Annotated in this window: 18 protein-coding genes; 5 read left to right on the forward strand and 13 right to left on the reverse strand. The window is 54.4% G+C overall.

What is annotated here, in order from left to right:
- Window positions 1-14 precede the first annotated feature (14 nt).
- Entirely contained in the window at window positions 15-2,891 is a 2,877-nt protein-coding gene (locus tag AADB16_RS15930; protein WP_410804723.1) for an ATP-binding protein, read from the forward strand.
- 29 nt (window positions 2,892-2,920) lie between these two features.
- On the opposite strand, the gene pdxJ is transcribed toward AADB16_RS15930, so the two are convergent.
- The 13 genes from pdxJ to rpoE form a co-directional block, all read right to left on the reverse strand.
- Window positions 2,921-3,661 (reverse strand): pyridoxine 5'-phosphate synthase, encoded by a 741-nt coding sequence (gene pdxJ, locus AADB16_RS15935; RefSeq protein WP_309044787.1) that lies wholly within the window; start codon window positions 3,659-3,661, stop codon window positions 2,921-2,923.
- A gap of 11 nt (window positions 3,662-3,672) precedes the next feature.
- Entirely contained in the window at window positions 3,673-4,398 is a 726-nt protein-coding gene (recO, locus tag AADB16_RS15940) for a DNA repair protein RecO (RefSeq protein WP_410804725.1), read from the reverse strand.
- A gap of 26 nt (window positions 4,399-4,424) precedes the next feature.
- Window positions 4,425-5,342: a GTPase Era gene (gene era / locus AADB16_RS15945; protein WP_309044789.1), complete on the reverse strand. Its 918-nt coding sequence runs from the start codon at window positions 5,340-5,342 to the stop codon at window positions 4,425-4,427.
- Window positions 5,342-6,031, reverse strand: a complete 690-nt coding sequence (gene rnc, locus AADB16_RS15950) for a ribonuclease III (protein ID WP_298449935.1) — start codon at window positions 6,029-6,031, stop codon at window positions 5,342-5,344. The genes era and rnc overlap by 1 nt, the downstream gene beginning before the upstream one ends.
- A complete protein-coding gene (locus AADB16_RS15955; RefSeq protein ID WP_298449934.1) occupies window positions 6,028-6,417 on the reverse strand; it encodes a DUF4845 domain-containing protein in 390 nt (129 codons plus the stop codon). Before AADB16_RS15955 ends, rnc begins: the two co-directional genes overlap by 4 nt.
- 27 nt (window positions 6,418-6,444) lie before the next feature.
- Window positions 6,445-7,224, reverse strand: coding sequence for a signal peptidase I (gene lepB / locus AADB16_RS15960; protein ID WP_410804728.1), 780 nt, complete (start codon window positions 7,222-7,224; stop codon window positions 6,445-6,447).
- Between the two features lie 11 nt (window positions 7,225-7,235).
- The gene (gene lepA / locus AADB16_RS15965; RefSeq protein WP_309044791.1) at window positions 7,236-9,038 is read right to left on the reverse strand and encodes a translation elongation factor 4; all 1,803 of its coding nucleotides are present in this window, start codon (window positions 9,036-9,038) and stop codon (window positions 7,236-7,238) included.
- Between the two features lie 105 nt (window positions 9,039-9,143).
- Window positions 9,144-11,870 carry an EAL domain-containing protein gene (locus tag AADB16_RS15970; RefSeq protein WP_309044792.1) on the reverse strand — a complete coding sequence of 909 codons (2,727 nt, stop codon included), beginning with the start codon at window positions 11,868-11,870 and terminating at the stop codon, window positions 9,144-9,146.
- 131 nt (window positions 11,871-12,001) lie between these two features.
- Window positions 12,002-13,402: a DegQ family serine endoprotease gene (locus AADB16_RS15975; protein WP_410804981.1), complete on the reverse strand. Its 1,401-nt coding sequence runs from the start codon at window positions 13,400-13,402 to the stop codon at window positions 12,002-12,004.
- A gap of 93 nt (window positions 13,403-13,495) precedes the next feature.
- Entirely contained in the window at window positions 13,496-13,963 is a 468-nt protein-coding gene (locus AADB16_RS15980) for a SoxR reducing system RseC family protein (protein ID WP_410804731.1), read from the reverse strand.
- Window positions 13,960-14,910, reverse strand: coding sequence for a MucB/RseB C-terminal domain-containing protein (locus AADB16_RS15985; RefSeq protein WP_309044939.1), 951 nt, complete (start codon window positions 14,908-14,910; stop codon window positions 13,960-13,962). Before AADB16_RS15985 ends, AADB16_RS15980 begins: the two co-directional genes overlap by 4 nt.
- Before the next feature lie 99 nt (window positions 14,911-15,009).
- The gene (locus AADB16_RS15990; RefSeq protein WP_410804733.1) at window positions 15,010-15,582 is read right to left on the reverse strand and encodes a sigma-E factor negative regulatory protein; all 573 of its coding nucleotides are present in this window, start codon (window positions 15,580-15,582) and stop codon (window positions 15,010-15,012) included.
- Between the two features lie 15 nt (window positions 15,583-15,597).
- Window positions 15,598-16,281: an RNA polymerase sigma factor RpoE gene (rpoE, locus tag AADB16_RS15995; protein ID WP_309044795.1), complete on the reverse strand. Its 684-nt coding sequence runs from the start codon at window positions 16,279-16,281 to the stop codon at window positions 15,598-15,600.
- A 133-nt stretch (window positions 16,282-16,414) separates the two neighbouring features.
- On the opposite strand from rpoE, the gene nadB reads away from it, so the two are divergent.
- From nadB to AADB16_RS16015, 4 genes are read left to right on the forward strand one after another with little or no spacing between them, the layout of a single operon-like run.
- Complete coding sequence (gene nadB, locus AADB16_RS16000) at window positions 16,415-18,019, forward strand: L-aspartate oxidase (protein ID WP_410804984.1); 1,605 nt, start codon at window positions 16,415-16,417, stop codon at window positions 18,017-18,019.
- A 23-nt stretch (window positions 18,020-18,042) separates the two neighbouring features.
- Window positions 18,043-18,315: a succinate dehydrogenase assembly factor 2 gene (locus tag AADB16_RS16005; RefSeq protein ID WP_309044796.1), complete on the forward strand. Its 273-nt coding sequence runs from the start codon at window positions 18,043-18,045 to the stop codon at window positions 18,313-18,315.
- A complete protein-coding gene (locus AADB16_RS16010) occupies window positions 18,281-18,760 on the forward strand; it encodes a hypothetical protein (RefSeq protein WP_309044797.1) in 480 nt (159 codons plus the stop codon). The genes AADB16_RS16005 and AADB16_RS16010 overlap by 35 nt, the downstream gene beginning before the upstream one ends.
- Window positions 18,761-18,781: 21 nt before the next feature.
- Window positions 18,782-19,792 (forward strand): YgfZ/GcvT domain-containing protein, encoded by a 1,011-nt coding sequence (locus AADB16_RS16015; protein ID WP_410804736.1) that lies wholly within the window; start codon window positions 18,782-18,784, stop codon window positions 19,790-19,792.
- Window positions 19,793-19,883: the final 91 nt, after the last annotated feature.

Raw genomic sequence — 19,883 nt, forward strand, 5'->3', positions numbered from 1 at the left:
TTCAGGAATATCGTATGCGACGTTGGGGCATTCGCAAAAAGGTGCTGGTGGTTACTCTGGTTCCCACCCTTATCACCACCCTTATGCTTGGGATGTTTTTTACCTATAGCTGGGTTAACAATATTGAAAGCCTTCTGAGGGATCGTGGCGAGTCACTTTCACGCCAGCTCGCGGCCGGCTCGGAATACGGGCTGTTTACGGCTAACCGAAGCCTGTTAAGCAACCTTTCCAACGCCCTGCTGGAAGAGCAGGATGTTCGCTCAATCACCTTTTTCGACAGCAACCGGCGTCGTTTGCTTCACTCCGGGCCCGGCAGTTCAGACAACCTCGACAGCAAAGAACTGGTCAGCGAAGAGGCAAGCCGGATTACCCGCAAGACCAGTACCCGTTTTGTAAACCCTGTTTTTCTCCAGGATCTGATCATTCAGTCCATCCACGATCAGGGCTCACAGCAACCCTCTTCCGAGCAAAGGCAACCTCTCGGCTGGGTGGCTGTGGAGATGTCTCATATCCGCACCGAAAAAGAGACCTACAAAGCCCTACTGATTTCCCTTCTGCTGGTTCTTGGCGGGGTTATTTTCAGTTTGCTGATCGCGCTGCGCCTGAGCCGCGCCTTCACCGGGCCAGTGTTCGAACTTAACGAGGCTGTAGCAAAGCTGAAGGAAGGCAAGCTGGACACCCGCATTCATACCAAAGCTGGCCCGGAATTTGAGCAACTGGAATCTGGCCTCAATGCCATGGCGGAGGAGCTGAGCAAAGCCCAGGCTGAAATGCAGCAAAATATTGATCAGGCCACCGAGGACCTGCGCGAGACTCTGGAAACCATTGAAATTCAAAATATTGAGCTGGATTTCGCGCGCAAAGAAGCCTTGGAGGCCAGCCGCATAAAATCTGAATTCCTGGCAAATATGTCCCACGAAATCCGCACACCACTCAACGGGATTATCGGCTTTACGGAGCTGCTACTCAAAAGCCCACTGCCCCGCCAGCAACGGGACCATTTGAGCACCATTCGAAAATCGTCGGAAATTTTGCTCACCATAATTAACGACATTCTGGACTTCTCCAAGATTGAAGCCGGCAAGCTGATCCTTGACCGCGTCCCCTTCCAGCTCAGGGACATTGTGGAAGAAGTGATGGTAATGCTGGCCCCCGCGGCCCATAACAAAAATCTCGATTTAGTCCCGCTGGTATACAACGATGTGCCCGATAACATCATGGGCGACCCTTTGCGGGTAAAACAGGTAATTACCAATCTGGTCAACAACGCCATCAAGTTCACCCAGACCGGTGAAGTCGTCCTGCGGGCGAGCCTGGAAGAGGAAGACAAAGAAGGTAACCGGGTCACCCTGCGTCTGAGCATTACCGATTCCGGAGTAGGCCTATCGCGGGCCCAGCAACAGTCGCTGTTCAATGCATTCAGCCAGGCCGATGCATCTACCGCAAGGCAATATGGCGGCACGGGCCTTGGGCTGGCTATTTCCAAGCGCCTGGTGGAAGAAATGGGCGGCCAGATTGGCTTGCAAAGTGAACTGGGCAAAGGCTCCACCTTCTGGTTTACCCTGACGCCTGAACTGTCCTCAAGCGGTGAGGCCGTCGCCCCCCGAGATGCACTGCGGGGAGAGAGGGCTATTTATCTGGAGCACCAGAAAACCTGTGGCCTTGCGGTTGAACATCTATTACGTGAGTGGGGCATGACAGTTGATCGGGTTACCTGCCCAAGCGCCATGCAGGAGAAGATTGAAGAGGCCCAGAAGAGCCAGTCGGGGTATGCGGTGGCCATCATCGGCATTACCCGGCACCTACTCAACTCCAGCCAGTACTGCGGGCTGGTGCGGACCGTGGAGATCGAGCGGGATTGCCGCACACTGCTCCTTACACCCACTCTGGACGTCCACGACACCCCGCTGGCAGGTCTGGCCAGCGGCCACCTGACAAAGCCCATCTGCAGAGACGCCCTGTACGATGAGTTATTGCTCCTGGTACACGGCATTAATACATCCGGGCAAGGCATTTCACGCCAGGACTACACCGCTCGACTGCCGGCTCCGGTGAACGTGCCGCGAGTGCTGGCAGTGGACGACAACGATGCCAATCTGAAGCTTGTCATGACCCTGCTGCAGGACTATCAGATTGATGCGGAAGGCGCTTCAAGTGGCTTTGAGGCCTTAAGCAAAGCCCGACAAAAGTCGTTTGACCTGGTATTCATGGATCTTCAGATGCCCGGTATGGACGGCGTAGAAACAACCGCCCGAATCCGTGATATGGACAACAGCAATCACAGAACAGCCATTATTGCCCTCACCGCACACGCCTTGGCAGACGAGCAGGAACGCCTTACCCGGCAGGGGTTTGATGGCTATATGCCCAAGCCTATTAGCAGCGGACAGCTTGCAGATACCATCTTCGAGTGTACCGGTTACCGGTATCAAAGCCTCGGCGAAGCAGGCCGGATTCCTGTACCCGAAGTGCGAGACACCAGACGCGCTCTGAGACCTTCTACCCGGAAAATGCAACGGGAGTGCGTAAGCGTGGATGAGGGGATCCAGCTGGCTGCCGGGAAAACAGATTTGGCGGAAGAGTTGTTCAGCATGTTGCTGGAACAGTTGCCAGCCGATTTCACGAACATCGACCAGCTCTGGAACACTGGCGATCTGGAAGGCCTTCTGGAGTGCGTGCACAAGTTGCACGGAGCCACACGATACTGCGGCGTTCCGGAGCTGCGCTCTGCCGCAAACCACTTTGAAACCGCTCTCAAATGCTCAGCACCCGACATGGAATTACAGAAAAGCCAGCTTATGTCAGCAATTGAGCGCCTGCAGATCTGGAGCGAGCAAACAGACTGGCAGCAAATGTTCCGGGCACATCATCAGCAGGCCGAAACCAACTGATGATGTGTCAGCACACCAGTAAGAACGGCTCAGGCTTGCCTGCTCACCCGATCAAGAATGGCTTTCATATCCTTAACAGCCTCTTTGAGGCCAGTGAATAAGGCTCTGGCTATAATCGCGTGGCCAATGTTCAGCTCATTGATACCGGGGATAGCCGCAATCCGTTCAGTGTTATGATAATGCAAGCCATGCCCCGCATTCACAATCAGCCCTTTTTTGCGGGCGTAACTGACGGCGTCTGACAACGCTCTGAACGTCGCATCTTGAGCTTCAGCACCAACCGCTTCCGCATACTCCCCGGTGTGCAACTCAATAACCGGTGCACCGCAACGCACCGCTGCATCAATCTGTGCAGGGTCTGGATCAATAAAGAGAGAGACTTCCGCACCGAGTCTGGCAAGGCGCGCACAAGCATTCGCCACGCGCTTCTCTTGGCCAACCACATCCAGCCCACCCTCGGTTGTCAGCTCTTCCCGCTTCTCGGGAACCAGGCAAACACACTCAGGGCGGACTTTCTCGGCGAATTCCAGCATGGCATCGGTCACTGCCATCTCGAGGTTCATTTTGGTTTGCAGCACTTCTTTAAGCAGCAACACATCGCGATCCTGAATGTGACGCCGATCTTCTCTGGGGTGGATGGTAATGCCATCTGCACCGGCTTCTTCTGCTATCAGTGCCGCTTGGACAGGATCGGGATAACGTGTTCCCCGGGCCTCACGCAAGGTGGCAATGTGATCGATATTCACACCAAGCAATACTCTAGGATTCATGTCGTTCTCCCTTATGATGAGCGAATAGAAAGGTGGTTAAAAAGACTGCGGCTGTTCAGCGGGCGACCCTGAAGCAGATAATCCGTCAAAACGCGCATAACCCGCTTTGACACTCGGCGGCTCGCGGTAGATTCGTAATCCCCACTGGCAAGCGCCAACAGGGTTTCCCCGGGCAGATTTTGCAAACGCACACCGGCAGACACTGCAGCAACAATACCCTGTTCCGGATCGTAGCAATAAACCTGTGCGGCATGGACAGGCTGGCCCGTGTCCATCACCTCATCCCAGCGAAAATCGTACCCCAAGGCAGCGGCAAACGCCTGCTCAAACTTCCGCAATACCGGCTCTACATCCGATGTCTGTGCAAGCTGATCCAACGCTTCAATGTAAGCCGCAAAGAGTGTGGGGTGAGGATCGGCCTCGGGCAGTACCCGTTGTATCAGCTCGTTCAGATAGAGACCACTATAGAGGGAAACTGTGCGGTGTAAGGCTTGGCCATCACGTACATCCACATCAGTCAGGGTTTTCAGGTCGCCGCGCCCTACCCAGCTCAACATCAGTGGCTGAAAAGGCTGAAGCTGAGCTTTCAGTGGGCTTTTATTACCGCTAGCACCCCGAGCGACCACACTCAAACGGCCGTGATTCAGAGTGAAAAGGTCAACCATGAGGCTGGTTTCCCGCCAGGGCCGCCTATGGATTACATAAGCGGGCTCCTGTTGTTGCGCGTCTTTTCTCATAGTGCCTCAGGGGGGGCGTGACAGCCTCAGAGGTCGTTCATGCCCAGGCTTTTTAGCGCACGGTCACTGTCGGCCCAGCCGCGCTTTACCTTAACCCACAACTTGAGCATAACCTTGCAGTCGAACATGCGTTCCATATCCGCTCGGGCATCCTGACCAATGCTACGCAGCCGGTCGCCTTTATCACCAATCATGATTTTTTTCTGACCTTCACGCTCCACAAGGATCAACGCGGATATATGGAGGGTCTTGCCATCATGCTTGAACTCTTCAATTTCCACGGCAACGGAGTACGGCAGTTCGGCGCCCAGTTGGCGAGTGATTTTCTCGCGCACCATTTCCGACGCCATAAAACGTTCGCTGCGATCGGTAATCTGATCATCGGGATAGAAGTGAACGCTCTCAGGCAGGAAGCGGCTCACCGCTTCTTCCAATGGCGCCAGGTTGGTTTCCTTCAATGCCGACATGGGAATAATCTCGGCAAAGTCCCGCTTTCTGGAAAGCATATCCAGGTGCGGCAAAAGGCTTTCCCGCTTTTCTATCCGGTCAACCTTATTTACCGCCAGAATAACAGGGCAATCGAGCTTACTCAGTTTTTCGAGCACCATTTCATCCGCAGTGGTCCAGGCGAGTTGATCCACCACAAACACCACCACATCTACGCCTGAAAGTGCAGAGGTAGCGGCCTTGTTCATATAACGGTTGAGTGCACGGGGCTCTTCCACATGCATCCCGGGCGTATCCACATAAATCGCCTGCACCGGCCCCTCGGTTTTAATCCCCAGCACCTTATGGCGCGTGGTTTGCGGCTTACGGGAGGTAATGCTTAGTTTCTGCCCCAGAATATGGTTTAGCAGCGTTGATTTGCCCACGTTCGGGCGGCCGACAATAGCAACAAAACCACAACGGCTGTCGGGGTTTTCAGGACGAGTAATATCATTCATCAGGGTGTCTCCACGCCAAGTTGTTTCAGCGCGCTACGGGCCGCTTCCTGCTCCGCCACACGGCGACTACTGCCAACTCCGCTGGTTTTTCGATCCAGCGATGGCAGCACACAGGACACATGAAATGTCTGGTTATGAGCTTCTCCATCAACCGAAATAACATCGTATCTCGGCAAGGGGAACTGTCGGGACTGCAAATATTCCTGCAAACGGGTTTTCGGATCTTTCTGAGTGTCCTGAAGATCCAGCTTTTGCAGGCGCGCCTCAAACCAGCGCAGCACCTGCTCGCGACAGGTGTAAAAATCGCTATCGAGGTAAATGGCACCGATTACCGATTCTACTGCATCTGCAAGAATGGATTCTCGACGAAAGCCCCCGCTTTTCAGCTCACCGGAACCTAGCCGCATGTAGCTTCCAAGATCAAACTCTCGCCCAATCTCCGCCAGGGTTACGCCTTTAACCATGCGAGCCCGAAGCCGGCTCAAGTGGCCTTCCCGGGCTTTATCAAAACTCTGAAACAGGTACTCGGCAATCACCATATTCACAATGGAGTCGCCAAGAAACTCAAGTCGCTCATTGTTCTGATTCCCGTAACTCCGGTGCGTAAGCGCCAGCATAAGACGCTCTGGCGACTTGAACTGGTAACCAATCCGTCGCTGTAGCTGATCGAGGTCTGGTTGCGAACTCACTTACCCTTCATCTCGTAACTGTGCTGAAAATGAACAACGGTATCAATGTTGCGGAAAATGTTATTACGGACTTCGTAATCCACAGCGATCACAACAAGCTCGCCGTCTTTCTCAACCGAAATATTTTTGGTATCAAAACCCCGGATACTATTCACGCTCAGGCGCTTATTGATCAGCGTAAGTATCTGAGCGGGCCCCATCTGCGACAACCCTTCTGTGCCATCCAGGCCTTGAAGCGCTTCCTGGATGGTGTAATCGTCCATGTATGCTGGCCCAACCTTAATCACCAACGTGAGCAAACTACCAAAAAACAGGACCATAATTAGAATGACAAGCGCTGACGCGCCGCCTTGGCGACCCATGGCGGACAAATTATTTTGTTTCATTAAAACTGGACTCCAGAATAGTCAAAATTACTCAATTCCACCCACACGCTTGAAGGATGGCAGACTGGTGAGGGATTTCCAGTGCATCCAGATCGCGAAAGCTTTGCCTACAATCAACTCATCGGGAACCGTGCCCCAGTATCGGCTATCGTTACTGTTGTCGCGATTGTCACCCATCATGAAGTACTCACCCTCGGGGATTTTCCACTCACCCTCTCCGGCAGCACCCGTGCGCCCCATGGTCAAGAAAATGTCATGCTCTACAGTACCCAGGTCCTCACGGCGCACTTCTACCGGCGGTAGGCGCACAACAAACTCACTTTCTACTTTTTCGCCGTTGATAAACAACTGCTTGTTGCTATAACGCACCGTATCGCCAGGCAAGCCAATCACCCGCTTGATGTAGTTGGTTTTCCCGTCTTCCGGATAGCGGAACACCATCACATCGCCTCTTTCGGGCTCTCCTATGCTCAGTATCTTGGTTCCGGCTACGGGCAAGCGCAGGCCATAGGCGTACTTGTTAACCAGAATAAAGTCGCCCACCTCCAGGGTTGGCAACATGGAACCCGAGGGTATTTGAAAGGGCTCTACCAAAAATGACCTGAGGATGAGCACGACCGCCAGCACCGGGAAAAACGAGCGACTGAGATCAACCAGGTATGGCTCTTTAGGAAGGTCTTCACCGTCACCATGGCCCACCGGGGATTCCGCAAGACGACGCTTACGCAAAAACAGTATGTCTGCCAGCCAGATCAACCCTGACACCAGGGTCAAAACAACCAGAACCAGAGGAAAATCAATATCCATCAAGATGCCTTCTAATTATCGACTTTCAACACGGCAAGAAACGCTTCTTGAGGCACTTCAACATTACCTACCTGCTTCATGCGCTTCTTGCCTTCTTTCTGCTTCTGGAGCAGCTTTTTCTTTCGACTGACATCACCGCCGTAGCATTTTGCCGTTACGTTTTTGCGCAGTGCTTTCACGCTGACCCTGGACACCACCTGATTGCCGATGGCTGCCTGAATGGCTATATCGAACATCTGCCGGGGAATCAGCTCTTTCATTTTTTCAATGAGTTGCCGCCCTTTATAATGTGACTGATCTTTATGGACGATCAACGCCAGAGCATCTACGCGCTCTCCGTTTATCAGCACATCAAGACGTACAAGGTTCGCCTGCTGGAAGCGAACAAAGTGATAATCCAGGGAGGCGAAGCCCCGGCTCGCAGATTTGATTCGATCAAAGAAATCGAGCACCACTTCTGCCATCGGCAGCTCATAGGTCAGCTGCACCTGATTGGTCGTAAAGTGCATATTCTTCTGAACGCCCCGCTTCTCTTCACACAGGGCAATAACGTTACCCAAATGCTCTTGCGGCACCAGAATGTTGGCTTCAACAATAGGCTCGCGCATTTCCTCGATCGAGCCTGTATCCGGCAACTTTGAAGGGCTATCCACAGTCAGGGTCTCACCCTGCTTGGTCAGCACTTCGTATATAACTGTCGGCGCGGTGGTGATCAGGTTAATGTCGTATTCACGTTCCAGCCGTTCCTGAATGATTTCCATGTGCAGCATGCCAAGGAAACCACAGCGGAAGCCGAAGCCCAAAGCATCAGAGCTTTCAGGCTCATAGAATAGTGAAGCGTCATTCAGGGTGAGCTTTTCCAGAGCATCACGGAAATCGTTGTAGTCATCCGCACTCACCGGGAACAGGCCAGCATATACCTGAGGCTGAACCTTCTTGAACCCCGGCAGCATTGGCGTTTCTTCAGCGAATTTATGGTGCACGATGGTGTCGCCGACCGGCGCGCCGTGAATATCCTTGATACCGGCAACTACAAAGCCAACTTCACCTGCTTCCAGTATGTTGGTGTCGTGGGGTTTGGGTTTGAAAATCCCTACTTTGTCGGCATTCCAGGCTTTGCCCGTCGACTTGAGAACAATCTTGTCGCCTTTTTTCAGCACGCCCTGAGTAACCCGAACAAGAGAAACAACGCCCAGATAGTTATCGAACCAGGAATCAATAATCAGCGCCTGCAAGGGCGCGGAACGATCACCCTGGGGTGGTGGTATTTTCTTGATAAGGTCTTCAAGAACATCTTCAACACCCATTCCACTCTTGGCTGAGCAGCGCACGGCATCGGTTGCATCAATACCGATAATGTCTTCTATTTCCGCCGCAACCCGCTCCGGCTCAGCCTGAGGCAAGTCCATCTTGTTCAGAACCGGGACGACTTCCAGGCCCTGCTCGATGGCCGTATAGCAGTTAGCGACCGACTGGGCTTCAACGCCCTGTCCAGCATCTACAACCAGCAGCGCGCCTTCACAGGCATATAGTGAGCGCGACACTTCGTAGGAAAAATCCACGTGCCCCGGCGTGTCAATAAGGTTCAGCTTGTAGGTTTCGCCATCCCGGGCCGTGTAGTGCAGCGTAACGCTCTGGGCCTTGATGGTGATGCCCCGCTCCCGTTCCAGATCCATGGAGTCCAGTACTTGTTCGGCCATTTCCCTTTGGGTCAAACCGCCGCATATCTGGATAAAACGGTCAGCAAGGGTAGATTTGCCATGGTCAATGTGGGCAATAATGGAGAAGTTACGGATTCGGCTCAGTTCAGTCACAGACAATGAATACTCATAAAAAGACGAAGGATTGAGCCCGGAGAGGCCAGTAACAGGATCCGGGACCGGCGTGATTTTACCGGTAACCGGCCGGCATTGCCATGATCAGGAAATAACCGGCCGTTCATACTGCCGAACAAGGAAGCCAATCAACGCATCCTCGTCCAGCGGATAACTGAACAGATTACCCTGACACTGAGTACACCCGGCAGATTTCAGGAAACTCAGCTGCTGCGGCGTTTCCACTCCTTCGGCAACCACAGTCAGGTGAAGCTTGTGCGCAAGCGCAATGACCGCAGAGGCCACGTCGGTTGCGCTCACATTGTACGGAATATCGCGAATAAAACGGTGATCTATTTTGATAACGTCAAGCGGCAACTGCTGCAGCGCAACCAGAGAGCAGGAACCCGCCCCAAAATCGTCCAGAATCAGGCACACGCCAAGATCATTGAGCGATACAAGAAGCTCACGCACCGTCCGCGAGTCCTCATTCAACAGCTCCACCGGCATTTCGAGCTCAAGCTTCTCGGGGGAGACGCCTGTTTCTGTAATCACCTGACGAACCATATCGAGGAAGCGCGAATCCGTTACTTGCCTCACAGAAAGGTTAACCGCCATTTTCAGGTCTTCGAAGCCCGCACGCTCCAGGGCCTGAACCTGAATACAGGCCTGACGCAGGGCCATCTCACCCAACCTCACAATCAGGCCGGTTTCCTCAGCCAGCCCTATAAACTGCTGCGCCGATACCAGACCTTTTTCCGGATGATGCCAGCGCAGGAAGGCCTCAACACCGATTACCCGCTCCGTAGCCAGGTCTATCTTGGGCTGGTAGTGCAGAACAAACCGCTCTTCTTCCAACGCACTCGCCAGCTCTTCCTGCTGCAGCAAGCGACGGGCAGCTTTGATATTCATTGCAGGAGTGAAGAACTGGTAAGTGTTCCGGCCCATTTCTTTGGCGCGATACATTGCCAGATCGGCAAATTTCATCAAAGTTCCGGGGTCTTCGCTGTCGTGGGGGATCATGGTGACACCAATGCTGACAGTAATCCCCACCTCATGGTCGTTCAGGCGAATCCGCTGGCACAGCCTGCGTAGAATGGTTTCAGCAACCTTGCCGGCTGCCTCGGCGCCACTGATCTGCGACAACAACACCACAAATTCATCACCACCGAGCCTTGCTACAGAGTCCTCTTCTCGCACACAGCCCTCAAGCCAGGTTGCCACCTGGCTCAATAACTCATCACCCGCATCATGTCCAAGAGTGTCATTGATGCGTTTGAAACCATCGAGATCAAGGAACATCAGGGCAGCAGGCTCGCCACTACGGCGGCTCCGATTCACCACGCTATTCAAGCGGTCACGAAATAACTGCCGGTTGGCCAATCCGGTTAGCGGGTCGTAGAACGCCAACCGGTGCAGCTCGGTCTGGGCGGCTTTCAACTGAGTGAGGTCACGGAGGCTGAGAACCACACCATCCACGCCAGGCACGGTCAGCATGGCAGTGTAAGTGCCTTCCATATCGCGCCAGTTGTGTTCTGCATCGTAGATACGTGCCCGGACAACCGGCATCTGCTTGCCCGGCGCCTGAACTGCGTCCTCAAACCCCTGTTTCAACAGCGGCCAGTCGTCTGCATGAACAAGATTCTCCAGTGCCAGCGCCTCTATTTCACCGGGGTTAAACCCGAGAATATCGAAGCTCGAGGGGCTGGCATAAAGAGGCTTGCCCGTTTCGTCCATAACCAGGGTTACGTTGGCTGCTCCCTCGGTAATGGCGCGATAACGCCCTTCGCTGATTTGTGCCATAAGGCGGGAACGGATCAATACCAAACCCACGATGAACAGCAGCAGGCTTATCGCAATGCCACTGCCTAGCACGATGCCTGGACGCGGATCAGACGCCAGGTAATCGAATGCAGGAGTTGAGCGCGTTTGCAGAAGCCACTCCCGCCCACCATGGCTTACGGTCTGGCTCATTTCGAAACTGAATTGATCATCCAGAGAGCCGAGGTTCGAGCCGTACATGAGGTTTTCGCGGACCGCCACAGCATTATCGTAAATACGAACATCAAGAAATGGCGAGATAAGACCAACAATGCCATCAAGAAGGTTATTCATTCGGAAGGCGCTGAACACAAAGCCCGCGAGCATCATGCGCCGCTCAGCCCGTATTTCAGGCACTTCCCCACCCTGATATACCGGGTAATACATAAGGAAGCTGGCCTGGCCCTCTTCCAATTCTTCCTGTATCAATACCACCTTGCCTGTTACCGTCGGAATGGCATTGTCGCGGGACTGCTCCATGGCCTTGCGGTGAACCGGGTCGCTGAAGGCATCGTAGCCAAGGGCTCGCCGGTTGCTTACCGTTCCTGGCTCCAGATACACCATGGGATAGTAAAAAGGCCCCACCCCTAGCGGCTTCACCAAATAGTTGTGCACACCTTCTGCACGCACCGACGCAATGTGGTCCGCCATGTCACGCACTTCAATGCGTTCAACAAAGCCTATGCCCTGGATGCCGGGGTAATAACGATTTATATCTACATTGTGCACGTACTCTTGCCACTGATCGCGGGACACATCACCCGCAACAGCAAAGAGCCCAGCACTGCCAGCCAGAACCTGCTCGTAATTGATCAGACGCTCTTCAATAGCCGTTTTTAATTGCAGTGATTGAGTTCGGAACCTGGCCTCTGTGCGATCTTCAACCAAGCGGATAGAAAACTGCCAGGATACAAGGGTGACAGCAATCGCCACGACTAGAAGCAACCAGGCAAGCCAAGCGTTACGGAGTTTCAGAAGCTGCAGGAGAGGGAGAGCCTTTCTGTTCATCATAATCTGACCTGGTCCATTCCGTGGCCGCACTTATTATTAATGCTCGGCAGTATAACAAAAGCCCCCAGGCCTGTCGTTTTTTACATCAGGTCTGGAGGCTTTCAGTCACAGTATGCGACCGGTCAGATCAGTCAGGGTTTCATAACCAGATAAATTGCCCGCCCTTGGCGTACCACACGAACAGAAACCGCACGTCCTTCCGGCAATGCTCTGACCACCTTGCGGAAATCCTCAACCGACGACACCGCTTTCCTGTTGATTTCAGTGATCACGTCCCGGGCGCGAATACCTGCATTGTAAGCCGGGCCTCTGCCAACGTCCGTTACAATAACGCCGCCTGACACACCTATAGAGTCCGCCAGATCCGTTGGCAACGGCTCAACCGTCAACCCCAGTGGCGCAGTCGTCGGATTGCTGTCGGAAGGCGCCGCCTGCTGAGCGCCACGCTCATCGGGCAACTGACCGATTTCCACATCCAGAGTAATTTCCTTCCCACCGCGAAGAACCGTCAGGCGTGCCGACTCTCCTACCGGGGTACGGCCTACCATAGGCGGGAGGTCAGACGACAAATGAATGTCCTCACCATCGTATTCAAGAACAATATCACCAGACTGCAAACCGCCAGCCTCGGCCGGCGAACCAGCCATCACCTCAGCAATCAGCGCACCCCTTGGGCGCTTGAGACCAAACGACTCGGCCAAATCGCGATTCACTTCCTGAATCAACACACCCAGCCAGCCCCGGGAAACCACGCCTTTATCGCGAATCTGGCGAAACACACTCATGGCATCATCAATAGGGATAGCAAACGAAACCCCCATAAAGCCACCCGAGCGAGTGTAGATTTGTGAGTTGATACCGATAACCTCACCGTCCATGTTGAACAGCGGGCCACCAGAGTTACCCGGGTTAATGGCCACGTCCGTCTGGATAAATGGCACATAGTTTTCTGACGGCAGTGAACGGCCCAGAGCACTGACAATTCCAGCCGTGACGGTGTAGTCAAAGCCAAACGGTGAGCCTATTGCAAACACCCACTCACCCACTTTGAGATCTTTGGATCGCCCTGTTTTTACGACGGGCAAGTCATCCCCATTCTCGATCTTCAACACGGCCATATCCGAGCGGGGGTCGGTGCCAACCAGTGTTGCTGGCAGCTCACGACGATCATTGAGTCGCACAATGATCTCATCAGCCCCTTCAACCACGTGATTATTGGTCAGCACGTATCCATCAGCAGACACAATAAACCCGGATCCCATAGAGCGACGTGGTTGCGAGCTGCCCGGTGCACCACCAAACGGAGATTGCGGGCTACGGAAGAACTCCTGGAAAAACTCGGGCAGCTGATCGAGCTGGCGCTCATCAAAAGGCATACCGTGAAAACGTGCATTGCCCGCTGCTGGAGCACTGGTAGTACTTATATTGACTACTGCGTCTGCATTTTCTTCAACCAGCTCAGTAAAATCTGGCAAGCTTCGTGCTGCGCCAGGCACACTCCAGACCACCAACACAAAGGCCAGTAGTATCATCAGCACAGAAGCCGGCACCCTCTGAGTGAGTGATGCCGGGGAAAACCGGGTAACTGCTGGTGCATTTCTCAGCATATCAGGATCCCCTGTAAGTCATGTTAGCGAGTCTGTATGTGAAACTACTCCGGCCGGGATACGGTTGATCCGGAGCAGCCTGGGTTCATAGCGACCGGCGCTCCGGTGCTGTAATTTACGGCTTGCATAAAAGCCGGATGCCAGGCCGGCCGCCGCACCGACCATGGAAACAAAATCATTGCCACCGGACACCTGATGACCGGCCACACTGAGAACCACCATAAGCAGTAGCGGAAGCGCATAAACCAGCATCGAGGCTCCCAGGAGCGCATCTTCATCAATACCGAGCGTCACGTCCTGACCAACACAAGCATTCACGGAATTCACAACCCGAACCTGGTTGGCACGCCCACCAGTCGCGGTAGCCAGCAGCTTCTGCCCGCAACCGTTGCGAGCCGAGCAGCTCTGACAGGCACGGGTACGAATGGTTTGAACCCAGGCATACTCACCTGAAAGAGCAACCACTTTGCCTGTCTCGGTAATCACGGCTCTTTCACACCCAGCACAAACGTCTCATCAATCCGCACTGACTCTGCAACCTGACGTGCAGAGGCCGGTGGCAACTCACCGACCACAGTCACTAAAAACATTTTGTTCCCACTTTCCAACTGACGCATATAGACGGTTGTTGCTCCGATACGAGAGGCCCCTGTAGGCATGCTGATCCTGCCGGCAGGTTCAACAAAGACCGAGAATGCTGCCAACCCATCCGAAAATGCAACTGCCTGCCCCTTGCCGGACCCTGGTGCAGCAGCCGGCTCAAATCCTTCCGGCCGCCAGCCCAAATGCCACCCAAGCATACGGGGTGCTTTTGAGGCTCTTCCCTCCGGGTTTGGGCCACCGAGCGTGCGGGAGATCTCTCGACCTTTGGAGCGGATCTCAAACTCACTGTCCGAGATATCCTCAGTAATCTCCAGGCTGGTAAATTGGAAGTGCTCCAACACCTCCCCTTTAGACGTGCGCACGTGGCTTTTTACCAGAAGTCCCGTCGATTTTTCCAGCCAAAGGCTGTGGCTGTACCTGTGCTGATCGTTTGCCGTCAACGCGACAGTAACCACCTCATAACCCGCTACGCGATCCTCGCCTTTCAGCTCGGCAGTGTACCAGCGATTTACGGGGATCAGTTGGTTTGTAAAGGCTTCAGCAAAGGGGCCGGAGGGTATGATTTGATCCAGCTGTACCTTACCCTGTTCCGGAAGCACGCAGACGACTTTCATATCCCGGCGCACAATCTCACCAGTACCGCCGTCCTGCAACACCAGCCGCTCTTCAACTATGCCGTTGTGATAGCGGTGGGCAATTTGCATTGAGTGGACGTTGGCGCCTCTGGCATATACAAACACACCCCGGTAAGAGGTCATATTAAGGGCAGGCCCTAGCTGCTCAAGCCAGCCTGCTGCCGTTTTATCACCTGCAAATGTGTGCACCGGCATGATCGCAAATATAAACGCGAGGACGCTTCGCACGGTCAGATCATTCAAACTCAGGCCAAAATAACGGGCTTTGCTCATGGATACCTTCATCACTTGCTATCAATAGCCGCCGCTTGCGCTGACAAGTCGGGCATAGCCCACCGAGCCTTGCCCTGCACCCACACTATTGTGTTGCGCATGTTCCAACAGATAGCGGCTCATGTGCTCCCACTGCTTCTCATCGAGCCCCTGTAAAGCAACCTCCTGAACCGGCCCGGCATTGGTAGACGATTCATTTTCAGGCGCTGCCGTTGCGGCTGCAGACGCCAACGTACCGGGAGCAACCGCATCGGACTCCCAGCCTGTGCCCGCACCAAAGCCAACCAGCAAAGCTGCCGCAACCATGGCCACTGCTGCCGGCCATTGCCAGACTCTCTGTGACTCGCGTTGCCGCACTTCGGCAAGCCTTTGCGGCCTGGCTCGCCCATCGAGCACCTCACGTACGGCGGTACTGACATCAACGCCTTCCGCCGGTGAGCTGCCCCGGTGCATCAAATCATGCACACCTTGCCACCGCTGCCACTGGGCGCAAACATCGGCTTGATTTTCATGGGACAACAGACGCCGAACCGACAGTTCATCGGCTTCATCGTCCATCATGGCCGACAGCGTTTCTCTGAGACGATCATCCATAGGATGCACCTTCAATTACGTCACCGAATGATTAAGCAAAGGCCCCAAATGCTTGTCAACAGCATCCCTGGCCCGAAAAATACGCGAGCGCACAGTTCCGATAGGACATTCCAGAATCCGTGCTATATCTTCATAACTAAGACCGTCATACTCCCGCAACAAGAATGCTGAACGCAGTTCCTCTGGAAGATTGGCTATGGCATTACTCAGCTCTTTCTGTAACTGCTCTCGCTGAAGCAGGCGTTCGGGCGAGGCAATGTCTCGTAGCCGCCGCCCATCATCAAAGTTCTCGGCCTCCCCTGAATCAGCACTGCCCTGGGGCCTTCGACTACGGGATTCAAGATGGTTTTTCGCGGTGTTCACCGCAATACGGTACAGCCAGGTATAAAAGGCGCTGTCCCCGCGGAAGCGATCAATAGCACGATATGCCTTGATGAACGCTTCCTGGGTAAGATCCATGACTTCCTGGCTGTCATATACATATCGGCTGATAATAGATGCCACCCTTGACTGGTATTTAACTACCAGCAAGTCAAAGGCTCCACGATCCCCGCCCCGGACTTTGCGAACAAGTTGCAGATCGGTCTGGCGGTCTGACTGCTCAGCCTGTTTTTGATCATTTGGGGCCATGGTAGACGTGCCGGTACTCTCCGGTTTCATGGCCAGTATTTCGGCCGATACGAGTTTCTGGTGATTCATACGCTCTATCCGGCGCCCGTTTCAAGAATGGACAACCCTGCCTGTAAGGTCTGTTATCCGTTAGGCCAAATAGACAGCAAGCGTAAAGTTTAGTTCAATACACGTCTACATTATGGCCCGCGACAACGACCCGATGCCACAGTCCCACGAATACGATGTACTTATTATTGGCAGCGGCGCTGCCGGCCTGACCGTTGCTTTAAATCTGCCGGAACACTTGAAGGTCTGTGTTGTGAGCAAAGCCGACATCAGCAGCGGCGCAACACTCTGGGCCCAGGGCGGCATAGCGGCCGTTTTGGATGACCAGGACTGTACCGAAAATCACGTGCAGGACACTCTCGTCGCAGGCGGTGGTCTTTGTAACGAAGACGCCGTGCGCTTCACCGTTGAAAACAGTAAAGAAAGCATAGACTGGCTTATCGGCACCGGCGTTGATTTTACCCGGGATACAGACGCCCAGCTTCACCTCACCCGGGAAGGCGGGCATAGCCACCGGCGTATTATCCACGCCGCTGATGCCACCGGGCACGCCGTATCCACAACCTTGACCGCGCAAGCACAGGCCCGGCCCAACATCGAGCTAAAATCAGGGCGTGTTGCGGTTGATCTGATTACCAATCGCAAGCTGGCCCTGCCCGGCAACCGCTGCGTTGGTGCCTACATACTGAATCTTGAAGACAACCACGTGGAACTGTTCCGGGCCCGCTTCACCGTAATTGCAACCGGCGGCGCATCGAAGGCGTACCGATACACCACCAACCCTGACGGTGCGTCCGGAGATGGCATTGCCATGGCCTGGCGGGCAGGCTGCCGCGTGGCTAATATGGAATTTAATCAGTTCCACCCGACCTGCCTGTACCATCCTCACGCCAAATCATTCCTGATTACTGAAGCGGTAAGAGGCGAAGGTGGATTGCTGAAATTGCCTGATGGCTCCCGTTTTATGGATCGCTTCGACAAACGCGGAGAGCTGGCGCCCCGGGACATAGTGGCCCGCGCCATCGACCATGAAATGAAGCGACTGGGTGCCGACCACCTGTACCTGGATATTAGCCACAAATCTGACGATTTCATTCGGCACCACTTTCCTACTATCTACGAGAAATGTCTGGAATTTGGCATCGACATTACGCGCGACCCAATCCCGGTGGTGCCAGCAGCGCACTACACCTGTGGCGGCATTGTCAGTGATCAGCGGGCAAGAACCGATATCAACCAACTGTATGTGGTGGGTGAAGCCGGGTTTACCGGGCTTCATGGCGCCAATCGCATGGCCAGCAACTCACTACTTGAATGCTTGGTGTATGGCCGGGCTGCTGCGGCCGACATTGCACGCCGGGAAGCAGACATTCCGCCCCCGCCAGAAGCTCCGGCATGGGACGAAAGCCAGGTGCGGGATTCCGACGAAGATGTTGTAATCTCCCACAACTGGGATGAGCTACGACATTTTATGTGGGACTACGTGGGCATAGTGAGAACAACCAAACGCCTGCAAAGAGCCAAACATCGGGCTGATCTTTTGTCCGCAGAGATCAGCGAGTTTTACAGCAACTATCGGGTAACCAACGATCTTCTGGAATTGCGCAACCTGGTAACCATATCGGATCTGATCATCTGCTCAGCCCTGCAGCGCAAAGAAAGCCGAGGCCTGCACTACACGCTGGATTACCCAGGACTACTGCCAGAAGCCCGTGATACCGTGCTCATACCAACCACTTACAGAACCCCTTCGCCGTAAGGGGGATGACCAAGAGATTAATTATGCAAGACACCCGAAGCACTTCTGACAGCCCCAAGTTCAAACGCCTATGGTGGCACAGTCGCCGCGGTATGCTGGAGTTGGATGTCCTGCTGCTTCCCTTTCTGGAAGAGGCTTATCTGGACCTTGATGAAGAGGATCAGAAGCGCTACGAGAAGCTCCTGACGTGTGAAGACACCGATATGTTCGAGTGGTTCATGCAGCGCAGCCGCCCAGACGACGCAGATCTGCAGCGCATCGTTGACATCATTCTCTCCCGTGTCCAGCCGGATTGACCTGACGCTGTCACCCAGCGTTGCGACTGGTTGCCTGGCCGCCACGCCTTGGCTGGTAGCCAGCGCCTTCGTACTGATTGCCGCTACTGCCGGCAAAAGTTGGTTGTACGCGCTAGCGCCACTAACCCTCGCGGGCGCTGTATTCCAGTACCGCCTCAATGGCCTGCTGATAGGGCCTTCTGCGGTTCTTGGACTGTACCTGGAAAACAACACGCTCTACGCGCGACTCGGCAGCGGGCAAGCCGAAGCTGTGAGTGCGTGCCGCTCGAGCCGTCTAAGCTCCAAGCTGGCGCTCTTGAAACTACAGCCTGTCGCCTCCAAATCTTCTTCATATCCGGTTGTGATACTCTCGGGCCAACGGATTACCGGTAACCTGCCCGAAGAGCAATTTCGTCGCCTGAGATTGTGGCTCAGACTGGGCCGCACTCAACATTCCTTTGACTAGCATTCTGCCCGGAGTTTTTCCATGACTGGTACAGAAACACCTGTTTCAGCCACGCCTGTTTACGCATCTGCCGAAGTACCTCTGCCAACCTCAGGCCGCATCCTGCTGTCCAATCGTGTGTTGGTTCGTATATCCGGACCAGGCACCGACAAATTCCTGCAGGGGCAGTTGAGCCAGGACCTGGGTGACGTCAAAACGGGCTTCTCGCCTCGCGCAGCAGGCGCTACTCCAAAAGGCCGGGCATACTGCCTGACTCGACTGGTACGCGATGGTGACGACGTGCTCATGGACCTGCCTTCCGAGCTGGCAGAAGCAACCATGGCACACCTGCGCAAATACATGATGCTGTTCCGTGGAACCACCATGACCGAGCACACCGGCGGAAGAATCACCGGGTTGCTGGGTACTGATGCCGCCTCACGCCTTGCAGGCGAGCAACTGAACAGCCTGGAAGCTGCAGGGGACACCCTTGCGCTGGATTGCGGGTTGCTGATTCGCACAGAAAACACAGCAGACGGCGTATCTCGTTATGAACTGTGGCAAGCCAGCGCAAGTGATGTAGATGTGGGCAACATTCCTGAGAAGACCCTTTCCGACTGGCAAGCCTCGGAAATTGCTGCGGGCGTGCCCATGCTCAGCACAGCTTCCAGCGACGCCTATGTGCCGCAAATGCTGAATTGGCAGCATCTGGGCGGTGTGCATTTCAAGAAAGGCTGCTACACCGGTCAGGAAATTATCGCCAGAATGCATTTTCTCGGACAACTTAAAAAAAGCCTGTTTCGCTTCCGTATTGCGGAGGCCAGCTCGCTACCTGTACCGGGAACCTCAATCATGGCGGGCGAGCGATCAGTAGGAGAAATCGTCAACGCAGTGGGCTTTACTGACGGCTCTTGCGAACTGCTTGCCGTGATTCGGCACGACGCAGCCAGCGGCGAACTCTTGGCAAAAGGCCTGCCACATGCGGTGCTGGAGCAAAGACCGCTGCCTTACTCCGTTACCGAGCGCGAGGGAAGTGAACCAAAGGATACATAAGTTGACAGGCAAGACTGTCAGAATTTGCTATAAATAGGGTTTAAACTTCTGGCCTTCAGATTGCCCACCCCACAAGGTAACGGGCGATCTG

This window comes from Marinobacter sp. KMM 10035, from assembly GCF_046537445.1.
In the GTDB taxonomy this organism is placed as follows: domain Bacteria; phylum Pseudomonadota; class Gammaproteobacteria; order Pseudomonadales; family Oleiphilaceae; genus Marinobacter; species Marinobacter sediminicola.

What these genes read in the sequence shown, in the direction of transcription:
- AADB16_RS15930 (WP_410804723.1), top strand. Translation starts at nt 15, where the DNA reads ATGCGACGTTGGGGCATTCGCAAAAAGGTGCTGGTGGTTACTCTGGTT.
- pdxJ (WP_309044787.1), bottom strand. Translation starts at nt 3,661, where the DNA reads ATGAATCCTAGAGTATTGCTTGGTGTGAATATCGATCACATTGCCACC.
- recO (WP_410804725.1), bottom strand. Translation starts at nt 4,398, where the DNA reads ATGAGAAAAGACGCGCAACAACAGGAGCCCGCTTATGTAATCCATAGG.
- era (WP_309044789.1), bottom strand. Translation starts at nt 5,342, where the DNA reads ATGAATGATATTACTCGTCCTGAAAACCCCGACAGCCGTTGTGGTTTT.
- AADB16_RS15955 (WP_298449934.1), bottom strand. Translation starts at nt 6,417, where the DNA reads ATGAAACAAAATAATTTGTCCGCCATGGGTCGCCAAGGCGGCGCGTCA.
- lepB (WP_410804728.1), bottom strand. Translation starts at nt 7,224, where the DNA reads ATGGATATTGATTTTCCTCTGGTTCTGGTTGTTTTGACCCTGGTGTCA.
- AADB16_RS15970 (WP_309044792.1), bottom strand. Translation starts at nt 11,870, where the DNA reads ATGATGAACAGAAAGGCTCTCCCTCTCCTGCAGCTTCTGAAACTCCGT.
- AADB16_RS15975 (WP_410804981.1), bottom strand. Translation starts at nt 13,402, where the DNA reads ATGATACTACTGGCCTTTGTGTTGGTGGTCTGGAGTGTGCCTGGCGCA.
- AADB16_RS15985 (WP_309044939.1), bottom strand. Translation starts at nt 14,910, where the DNA reads ATGCCGGTGCACACATTTGCAGGTGATAAAACGGCAGCAGGCTGGCTT.
- AADB16_RS15990 (WP_410804733.1), bottom strand. Translation starts at nt 15,582, where the DNA reads ATGGATGATCGTCTCAGAGAAACGCTGTCGGCCATGATGGACGATGAA.
- rpoE (WP_309044795.1), bottom strand. Translation starts at nt 16,281, where the DNA reads ATGAATCACCAGAAACTCGTATCGGCCGAAATACTGGCCATGAAACCG.
- nadB (WP_410804984.1), top strand. Translation starts at nt 16,415, where the DNA reads ATGCCACAGTCCCACGAATACGATGTACTTATTATTGGCAGCGGCGCT.
- AADB16_RS16005 (WP_309044796.1), top strand. Translation starts at nt 18,043, where the DNA reads ATGCAAGACACCCGAAGCACTTCTGACAGCCCCAAGTTCAAACGCCTA.
- AADB16_RS16015 (WP_410804736.1), top strand. Translation starts at nt 18,782, where the DNA reads ATGACTGGTACAGAAACACCTGTTTCAGCCACGCCTGTTTACGCATCT.